Origin of the sequence: Pseudomonas sp. UBA3149 (assembly GCF_002364655.1) — a bacterium.
Taxonomy (GTDB): Bacteria; Pseudomonadota; Gammaproteobacteria; order Pseudomonadales; family Pseudomonadaceae; genus Chryseomonas; species Chryseomonas luteola.
Genome location: NZ_DEYV01000032.1, coordinates 114455 through 121780, shown reverse-complemented (window position 1 = coordinate 121780; position 7326 = coordinate 114455). Strand labels below are relative to the sequence as shown.

At 53.6% G+C, this 7326-nt stretch carries 9 protein-coding genes; 6 read left to right on the top strand and 3 right to left on the bottom strand.

From position 1 onward, the window contains the following. The first annotated feature begins 180 nt into the window (after nucleotides 1-180). Both B3729_RS20230 and B3729_RS20225 read left to right on the top strand, forming a co-directional pair. Nucleotides 181-792, top strand: coding sequence for a tRNA-uridine aminocarboxypropyltransferase (locus B3729_RS20230; RefSeq protein WP_286788819.1), 612 nt, complete (start codon nucleotides 181-183; stop codon nucleotides 790-792). A 191-nt stretch (nucleotides 793-983) separates the two neighbouring features. Continuing rightward, nucleotides 984-1199 carry a hypothetical protein gene (locus tag B3729_RS20225; RefSeq protein WP_074824126.1) on the top strand — a complete coding sequence of 72 codons (216 nt, stop codon included), beginning with the start codon at nucleotides 984-986 and terminating at the stop codon, nucleotides 1197-1199. A 44-nt stretch (nucleotides 1200-1243) separates the two neighbouring features. Here the strand turns inward: B3729_RS20225 and B3729_RS20220 are convergent, their stop codons facing one another. Continuing rightward, a complete protein-coding gene (locus B3729_RS20220) occupies nucleotides 1244-1954 on the bottom strand; it encodes a 4'-phosphopantetheinyl transferase family protein (RefSeq protein ID WP_286788818.1) in 711 nt (236 codons plus the stop codon). 385 nt (nucleotides 1955-2339) lie between these two features. On the opposite strand from B3729_RS20220, the gene B3729_RS20215 reads away from it, so the two are divergent. After that, a complete protein-coding gene (locus B3729_RS20215) occupies nucleotides 2340-3671 on the top strand; it encodes a dicarboxylate/amino acid:cation symporter (protein ID WP_010794754.1) in 1332 nt (443 codons plus the stop codon). Between the two features lie 51 nt (nucleotides 3672-3722). Here the strand turns inward: B3729_RS20215 and B3729_RS20210 are convergent, their stop codons facing one another. Further along, the gene (locus tag B3729_RS20210; RefSeq protein ID WP_197872844.1) at nucleotides 3723-4223 is read right to left on the bottom strand and encodes a SprT family zinc-dependent metalloprotease; all 501 of its coding nucleotides are present in this window, start codon (nucleotides 4221-4223) and stop codon (nucleotides 3723-3725) included. An 88-nt stretch (nucleotides 4224-4311) separates the two neighbouring features. Beyond that, nucleotides 4312-4923 carry a DNA-J related domain-containing protein gene (locus B3729_RS20205; RefSeq protein WP_010794752.1) on the bottom strand — a complete coding sequence of 204 codons (612 nt, stop codon included), beginning with the start codon at nucleotides 4921-4923 and terminating at the stop codon, nucleotides 4312-4314. A gap of 100 nt (nucleotides 4924-5023) precedes the next feature. On the opposite strand from B3729_RS20205, the gene ttcA reads away from it, so the two are divergent. The 3 genes from ttcA to B3729_RS20190 are packed head-to-tail and all read left to right on the top strand — an operon-like array spanning nucleotide 5024 to nucleotide 7297. Then, a complete protein-coding gene (gene ttcA / locus B3729_RS20200; RefSeq protein WP_286788817.1) occupies nucleotides 5024-5848 on the top strand; it encodes a tRNA 2-thiocytidine(32) synthetase TtcA in 825 nt (274 codons plus the stop codon). Between the two features lie 16 nt (nucleotides 5849-5864). After that, nucleotides 5865-6536 carry a DNA-3-methyladenine glycosylase I gene (locus B3729_RS20195; protein ID WP_286788816.1) on the top strand — a complete coding sequence of 224 codons (672 nt, stop codon included), beginning with the start codon at nucleotides 5865-5867 and terminating at the stop codon, nucleotides 6534-6536. After that, complete coding sequence (locus B3729_RS20190) at nucleotides 6536-7297, top strand: NAD-dependent protein deacylase (protein ID WP_286788815.1); 762 nt, start codon at nucleotides 6536-6538, stop codon at nucleotides 7295-7297. Before B3729_RS20195 ends, B3729_RS20190 begins: the two co-directional genes overlap by 1 nt. Nucleotides 7298-7326: the final 29 nt, after the last annotated feature.

The following is a 7326-nucleotide window of genomic DNA, read 5'->3' as shown; positions in this document are numbered from 1 at the left end:
ACCCGCATTGCCGAGTTGTCCGATCACAGCACTCAGCAGTCACAGCAAGGTGCCGTGCTCAGTGGTGAGCTTGAGCAGATGGCAGTCTATCTGCGTGATCTGGCAGCGCGCTTCAATCGCTAGGCAACGCTTGAGGTAGACTGATGGCTGTTACCTGCTATTGGTCTACCTAGAGGTTGTATGTCACGCCCACGTTGTGCTGCATGCCAGCGTCCTGAAAGCCATTGCTTGTGCGCGCTTGTTCCCAGGCTTTCCAGTGCGACTCGCCTGTTGATCCTGCAACACCCTGACGAAACCCAGCATGCGCTGAACACGGCGCGCCTGGCCGCACTAGGTTTGGTAAACAGCGAGTTGCTTGTTGGTGAGCAGTTCGAAGGGCTCGAAGCCCGTTGGGAAGGGTATACGCCCTGGTTGTTGTTTCCTGACGAGCAGGCTGTAAGCCTTGAGCATATAAAGGCCAAAGCTGAGCCTTCTGGCAAGGCTATGCTTGTCATACCTGACGGCACATGGCGAAAGGCACGCAAGCTGCTGTACCTTAATCCGTGCGTGGCAGCGTTACCACGAGTCAGCTTGCCGACCGGTCTTTCGTCGCGTTATCGCCTTCGAAAAGCTCCTGTCGCTGGGGCTGTCTCGACCATCGAGGCGATTGTCACAGCCTTGAACATATTAGAGACGCCCAAGCGTTTCGATGCGCTGCTTGCGCCTTTCGAGAGGTTAATCGAGCGCCAGATCGAGGCAATGGGTGAAGAGGTATTTGCAAAAAACCACGCGCTGAAAAGACATCATCATTAGGCTGTCATGAGCCCGACATACCGTTTAGGCATGCTCTTTTTAAGGAAGCTCTGAAGCGTTCAAAGCGTGCGGGCTCTTAAACAGTCAAAAGCGACCACTTACCGGAAATTATGAATTTCTTGGCCGTATTAGGCTCTATTCATTACAGCCCGGATGAATCCGGTAAGACCGGTCGAGTAGGAGAGCAAGCTATGACCTTGAGTATCCAAGTCGTACGACAGGTGGAAGAGGAAGAAACCATTCTGGCCTTCATTCCAGTATGGATGGGTGGAGATCAGCCTATTGAGCCTGGTGTTCCGACTGAGCCTATTTCTCCGCCATCGCAACCCATTGAGCCTGGCGAGCCCACCGTACCTGATCCCATTCCACCGGCACCTGTAGCCGATGCCCGCAGCATGATGATGTGAAGGGCAAGTCGTGACGAAAAGCGGAGCTTAGGCTCCGCTTTTTATTAGATTCTAGCAGGCACTCTGATCATGCTCAGAAAGCGCTGCTCTTCAAGCACATGCACGGCCTCAAGCTCCCGCCCCTTTTGCCAGCAGGGTGAAAGCGTCTTGGCGAGACGCAACCGGGCATAGCCGGATGGATCCCATTCGACCAGCTCGGCATCCTGGAAATAAAAGCGAACGCCAGTCAGCGGATAAAGCGCCTTGAAAAGGCTCTCCTTGAGCGAAAAGACTGCAGTGACATAAAAGGCGGTTTCAGCATCAGAGCTTTCATGTTCACGGGGCGTCAGCACTTCACTGGCCAGCCTCGCTGCACGTCCTGGAGCCAGCAGCGTCTCGGCGTCCAGTCCGATACTTTGCCAGTGCCTGGTTGCCGCAGTTGCTGCTCCTGCCCAGCCGTGACTGTGAGTAATGGAGCCGCAGAAGCCTCTCGGCCATATAGGTGCATGATCTTTCCCTACGTGTGGCGTTTGTACGGCTCCTGTTGTTTCAGCTAACGATGCTTGTGCGCACAATCGTCCAGCCAGAAATTCGGTCTGCCGCTTCGGCACGGCCTTTAGCAGTGCCGGGGGCAGCGCCATGTCAAGGCAGTCGAAATCCGCGGCGGTTAACAGGGTAGGGATAAAGCGCGTGGAGTATAGAGCCACGCCCAGTCGCTCAACTGAAAACGGCCAGTACAAGGTTGGAAGAATATCGCCAGGATAGAGAGTAGTCATGAAAGCATTCTGCCGCGCTGTATCTCATCCGCCAAGCGACGCTACAGTCAGCCATTGGCATCAGACAGGTGTTGCATGATCAGCTTTTTATCGGCAATGCCAACCTCTGCTGCGGCGGTTTTCCCCCAAATACCTCAGGGGGAAAACCGCCACCTTGGGCGAATATCCGCCTCTTGAACCTCTTTATTCATGCTTCTCAGTAGCTAACGCTATGAAAAATATGGAGTTTTGTCTTTTGTTTTGGGGTGGCACATGGCTTGCATTGTATATAGCAAGATCAAGGCATGGCCTTAATCCACAACAAAAGCTCCCTGGATGAGGGGCAGAACGCGATTGGCTTGACGTATCGCAAGGATGTGAGCGTAAGCACCATGGAATCACTCCCATGACAGCTAAAATTGAAGCAACCGCAGTGCCTCTTGCTGCAAAACCCCCGTTGTATAAGTCCTTGTATGTTCAGGTTCTGGTGGCTATTGCCATCGGTATCTTGATTGGTCACTTCTACCCGGATACCGGTGCTGCCCTGAAGCCGCTAGGTGATGGTTTCGTCAAGCTGATCAAGATGGTGATCGCGCCGATCATCTTCTGTACCGTTGTAACAGGGATTGCCGGCATGCAGAGCATGAAGGCTGTCGGCAAGACCGGCGGTTATGCGCTGCTGTATTTTGAAATCGTGTCGACCATTGCCCTGATCATTGGTCTGATTGTTGTAAACGTTGTCCAGCCGGGCGCTGGCATGAACGTTGACCCTGCCACTCTGGATACCAAGGGTATCGCTGCTTACGCGGCTGCTGGTGAAAAGCAGAGCACCATTGAGTTCCTGATGAACATCATCCCGTCGACGGTGGTTAATGCGTTCGCCCAGGGTGAAATTCTTCAGGTGCTGTTCTTTGCTGTCTTGTTCGGCTATGCCCTGCATCGTTTGGGCGAGAAGGGCGAGCTGATCTTCAACTTCATCGATCGCATCTCTCACGTATTCTTCAATATCATCAATGTCATCATGAAGCTGGCTCCAATCGGTGCCTTTGGTGCCATGGCCTTCACGATTGGCAAATACGGTGTGGGGTCGCTGGTTCAGCTCGGCCAGTTGATGCTGTGCTTCTACATAACCTGCGTGTTGTTCGTGCTTATCGTGCTAGGCGCCATTTGCCGTGCCCATGGTTTCAGCATTCTCAAGTTCATCAAGTACATCCGTGAAGAACTGCTGATCGTGCTGGGTACGTCTTCCTCCGAGTCTGCACTGCCACGCATGTTAACCAAGATGGAAAAACTGGGCGCTCAAAAGTCAGTGGTTGGCCTGGTAATTCCAACCGGTTACTCGTTCAACCTGGACGGCACATCCATCTATCTGACTATGGCGGCTGTGTTTATTGCTCAGGCAACCAATACCCACATGGATATCACGCATCAGATCACGCTGTTGCTCGTGCTGCTGATCTCCTCCAAGGGTGCGGCAGGTGTAACGGGTAGTGGTTTCATCGTCCTGGCTGCAACCTTGTCCGCGGTAGGTCACTTGCCTGTTGCGGGTTTGGCCCTGATTCTAGGTATCGATCGCTTCATGTCCGAAGCTCGTGCACTGACCAACCTGGTAGGTAATGGTGTCGCCTCCATTGTGGTTGCCAAATGGTGTAACCAGCTGGATGAGGGCCAACTGCACCGTGAGCTGGCCAATGGCCCGACGCGTATAGAGGAAGAAGAAGCCCACAAGGTGGCTTGATCTCTCCCAATAAAAAGCCCCGTCTAGACGGGGCTTTTTATTGCTTGTTCGTCATTCATTGTCGAGCCGTGTTTGCCCTGTGTAAGTCAGCGGACTCTGACAGCGACGGCAAGAGTAGCGATACCCTTTCTTGACCAGTCCATGTCGGCGTGAGGTAAAGGAAAAAGGGCTTTCCGAACAGCCGCACCGATAGAGGTAGACCTTCCGTGCCGGACGCTCGATTGCATAGGTATGGCATCTGCTTGGTGGCAGACCGTATACCCCCTGCATGATGAGTTGCCACTCTTTGCCGTGCGGACTTATCCGACTGCCAAATAGTTGGTGAGCTACCAGATGGGCCACTTCGTGGGCAACGGTATGCTTTAAAAAATGCTCCTGATTCTGCCTGTAGAGCACCTCGTTAAAGCGCAGGCGGTTCTCCTGCAGATGGGCAACCCCGGCTTTCTGTCCTCGTAGGCGAAGGCTCACGTCGGGGCGAGTAAAGGGTTTTTTGAAAAATTGCTCGGCCAGCTGATAGCAGTCTTCGACACGAGCGAGTAAGGCTTGAGGCATTCGCTTTCTCCGTATCGAGCCTATTATGCGTCAAAGCGCATCGACTGCCTAAGCGAGCCGCTTACCGGCAAGCAGCCCGGACAGCTAATTACTGATTGATACTCTCATTACGCAAATGATGTCGCCTGAGCGCTTCCATTGCCCCATTGAGTGACTGCAGAGTTGCGGTACAGCCTCCACGATCCGGATGGTTACGGCTAACCAGCTGTCGGTACCGATGGCGAATGGCTGAGTATGAAGCAGACTCGTCCAGATCCAGCAACGCAAAGGCAGACTTGATGCCACCTTCATCATTCTGGCGAGTCCAGAAGCTCTCTAGCAGTGCCTCTACGTCTTCCAGCGTGGTCGTGTCGAGCTGTTCGAGATCCAGATAATAGCTGCGCAGAGGATCCGCTACGATCAAGCCGGGTTTTGCTCGGCGATAATCCTGTAGCTGAATGCGCAGGGCATGGATCTCAAGGTGCGCACTGGCATTGGCCCATAATCGATCGCGCAGGGTATACAAGGCATTGAACAAGACGAAGTGCGTGCGAAACAGTACCAGTTTATCCAGCAGCGGCTCTTGAGGCACAAAGGGTGACCGGTCCGCTCTTAGGCGCTGGATCACATCGTATTCCGATAACCCTGCAGGGGCCGCCTTGAGCAATGCATGCAATTGATGAATGAGCGTTTCATTCGGGGCTGGTTGAAAAGCAGTCATAGCCCATACCAATAAGCGGGTTGTACAGAGCAGGGTAGGGGAAACCGTGCTTTACGCGTAAAATAGTCCTTTTCGTGCATTTCCTGATTTGGATTCATCCATGAGCACCCTTTCTGTCAATCAGAACAAGCTCCAGAAACGTTTGCGACGTCTGGCTGGCGAAGCCATCGCCGATTTCAACATGATCGAAGATGGCGACAAGGTCATGGTCTGCCTGTCTGGTGGTAAAGACAGCTATACCATGCTTGATGTGTTGCTGTACCTGCAAAAGGTCGCGCCTATCAAATTCGAGATCGTTGCGGTCAATATGGACCAGAAGCAACCAGGCTTTCCCGAGCACGTACTGCCGGCCTATCTCGAATCCATCGGTGTGGCTTACCACATCATCGAAAAGGACACCTATTCGATCGTCAAGGAAAAGATTCCCGAAGGCAAAACGACATGCTCGCTTTGCTCGCGTCTGCGCCGCGGAACGCTTTATACCTATGCCGACGAAATTGGAGTGACCAAGATGGCGCTTGGCCATCACAGGGACGACATAGTAGAGACCTTTTTCCTTAATTTGTTCCATGGCGGAACCCTCAAGGCAATGCCGCCTAAACTTTTGGCAGACGATGGACGCAATGTCGTAATCCGTCCGCTCGCGTATTGCAGCGAAAAGGACATCGAAGCCTACGCAGAGCTCAAGCAGTTCCCGATCATTCCATGCAACCTGTGCGGCTCCCAAGAAAACCTGCAGCGCAAGGTAGTCAAGGAGATGCTTCAGGAGTGGGATCGCAAGACCCCGGGGCGCACCGAAATTATGTTCAGGGCTCTGCAAAATGTAGTTCCTTCGCAGCTGGCCGACCGTAATTTGTTCGATTTTGTGAACCTGCGCATCGATGAGGACGCTACACCGCGTTTTCTGGATGTCATGAATCTCTGAGGTATTGTGTTCTCCAATGCGTGACTATGCCTGGCTCCATGAGTTTTGCCTGAACCGCTTCGGCTCTTCCAAAGCCCTTGAAGCGGTATTACCCCAGCCCGCATCAGCCGAAGCGCTCGCTCAAGTGACTGCTGACCGCTATTTGTCTTTGATGACGCGGCGAATATTTCGTGCGGGTCTCAAGCACAGCCTGGTAGACGCCAAGTGGCCTGCGTTCGAAGAGGTTTTCTTCGGCTTTGATCCAGAAAAGGTCGTCCTGATGGGCGGCGAATGGCTGGAGCGGCTCATGCAGGACGCTCGTCTAATCCGGCATCTGGGGAAGCTGAAAAGCGTTCCCCGTAATGCGCAGTTCATCCTGGATATCCAGCGGGAACAGAATGACTTTGGCCAATTTCTGGCGAATTGGCCCTCAGAGGATATTGTGGGACTCTGGCAGCTTTTATCCAGGCGAGGTAGCCAGATGGGAGGGCTTTCGGCACCGCGTTTTTTGAGAATGGCGGGCAAGGACACTTTCGTTGCCACGCAGGACGTTGTGGCTGCGCTCAAGGCTCAAAACGTTATCGACAAGGAGCCGACCAGTCAGCGTGATCGGGCTGCCATGCAGGCCGCCTTCAATCAATGGCAGGCGGAAAGCAAGCGGCCGTTGTGTCAGCTCTCGGTCATGCTCGCGCATACGGTAAATCATTGATGGACACGATACGGCAGGTGGCCCAGGCGCTTGAAAGCGCTCAGCGGATTCTTGTGATAACAGGTGCTGGGCTTTCGGCAGACTCTGGTCTGCCTACCTATCGCGGTCTCAATGGGCTGTATAACGGAAAAACCGAAGAGGGCATTCCTATCGAGGCTGCGCTCTCCGGTACGATGTTTCGACACCGTCCGGATGTCTGCTGGAAGTATCTGGCGGAGTTGGGCAGGGCTTGTCTTAGCGCTCAACCCAATGCAGGTCACGAGGCCATAGCCGAGTTACAGCGGCGCAAGTCTGAGTGTTGGGTGCTGACCCAGAATATCGATGGTTTTCACCGGCGAGCCGGGTCGCCCATGGACAGAGTCATAGAGATTCATGGTGAGATGGGGCCACTGTTTTGCTCGGCCTGCGAGGCAGGCAATATCCCTGTTGCTGATAAAATTGGTCATTCCCTGCCGCCACGGTGTGACCGTTGCGGGGGTGTTTTACGACCGCCCGTCGTGCTGTTTGAGGAGGCCTTACCTGCCAGAGCGGTATCTACTCTGATGCAGCAGAATGCTATCGGTTATGACGTTGTGCTCCTCATAGGCACTACCGCCAGTTTCCCGTATGTCATCGAGCCAGCCTTGCAGACCCTCAACAACGGGGGTTTTGTTGCCGAGATCAATCCAACCATGACTGATTTGAGTGCATCGGTGACAGTCAGGCTCCAAAAAAGGGCCGTAGACGTTTTATCGATTATTTTAAGTCACATGCCCGATTAAAAAATTCTTGCCTGTTCGCTGGGTAAACG

Coding starts and splice junctions, on each gene's coding strand:
- B3729_RS20230 (WP_286788819.1), top strand. CDS start 181: ATGTCACGCCCACGTTGTGCTGCATGCCAGCGTCCTGAAAGCCATTGC.
- B3729_RS20225 (WP_074824126.1), top strand. CDS start 984: ATGACCTTGAGTATCCAAGTCGTACGACAGGTGGAAGAGGAAGAAACC.
- B3729_RS20220 (WP_286788818.1), bottom strand. CDS start 1,954: ATGACTACTCTCTATCCTGGCGATATTCTTCCAACCTTGTACTGGCCG.
- B3729_RS20215 (WP_010794754.1), top strand. CDS start 2,340: ATGACAGCTAAAATTGAAGCAACCGCAGTGCCTCTTGCTGCAAAACCC.
- B3729_RS20210 (WP_197872844.1), bottom strand. CDS start 4,223: ATGCCTCAAGCCTTACTCGCTCGTGTCGAAGACTGCTATCAGCTGGCC.
- B3729_RS20205 (WP_010794752.1), bottom strand. CDS start 4,923: ATGACTGCTTTTCAACCAGCCCCGAATGAAACGCTCATTCATCAATTG.
- ttcA (WP_286788817.1), top strand. CDS start 5,024: ATGAGCACCCTTTCTGTCAATCAGAACAAGCTCCAGAAACGTTTGCGA.
- B3729_RS20195 (WP_286788816.1), top strand. CDS start 5,865: ATGCGTGACTATGCCTGGCTCCATGAGTTTTGCCTGAACCGCTTCGGC.
- B3729_RS20190 (WP_286788815.1), top strand. CDS start 6,536: ATGGACACGATACGGCAGGTGGCCCAGGCGCTTGAAAGCGCTCAGCGG.